The sequence below is a fragment of the Mycobacterium angelicum genome (assembly GCF_002086155.1).
GTDB lineage: Bacteria > Actinomycetota > Actinomycetes > Mycobacteriales > Mycobacteriaceae > Mycobacterium > Mycobacterium angelicum.
On record NZ_MVHE01000348.1, the window covers coordinates 1 to 342 of the forward strand.

The 342-nt window shown below is 57.9% G+C and carries 1 protein-coding gene; it reads left to right on the top strand.

The features are described 5' to 3' along the window. Positions 1-342, top strand: a 342-nt coding sequence (locus BST12_RS29735) for a pentapeptide repeat-containing protein (RefSeq protein ID WP_245850633.1), incomplete at both ends; no start/stop codon positions are given.

The window sequence follows — 342 nt, forward strand, 5'->3', positions numbered from 1 at the left end:
CAACAGCGGCATGGCCAACAGTGGGGTGTTCAACTCCGGTGTGTTGAACACCGGGGTGTGGAACGCGGGGTTGCTGAATACCGGGATCGGGAATGTGGGGAGTTACAACTCGGGTGGGTTTAATCCGGGGAGCGTCAATACGGGTTCGTTCAATACCGGGGATACGAATACGGGGTGGTGGAACACCGGTGATCTGAACACGGGTGTGGGGAATAGCGGGGATTTGAATACGGGTGGCTTCAACCGGGGGAGTCAGAACAACGGCTTTTTCTGGCGGGCTGATGGGCAGGGTCAGTTCGGCGGTGATTACACCTTGACCATCCCCCGAATCGGACTCGACCT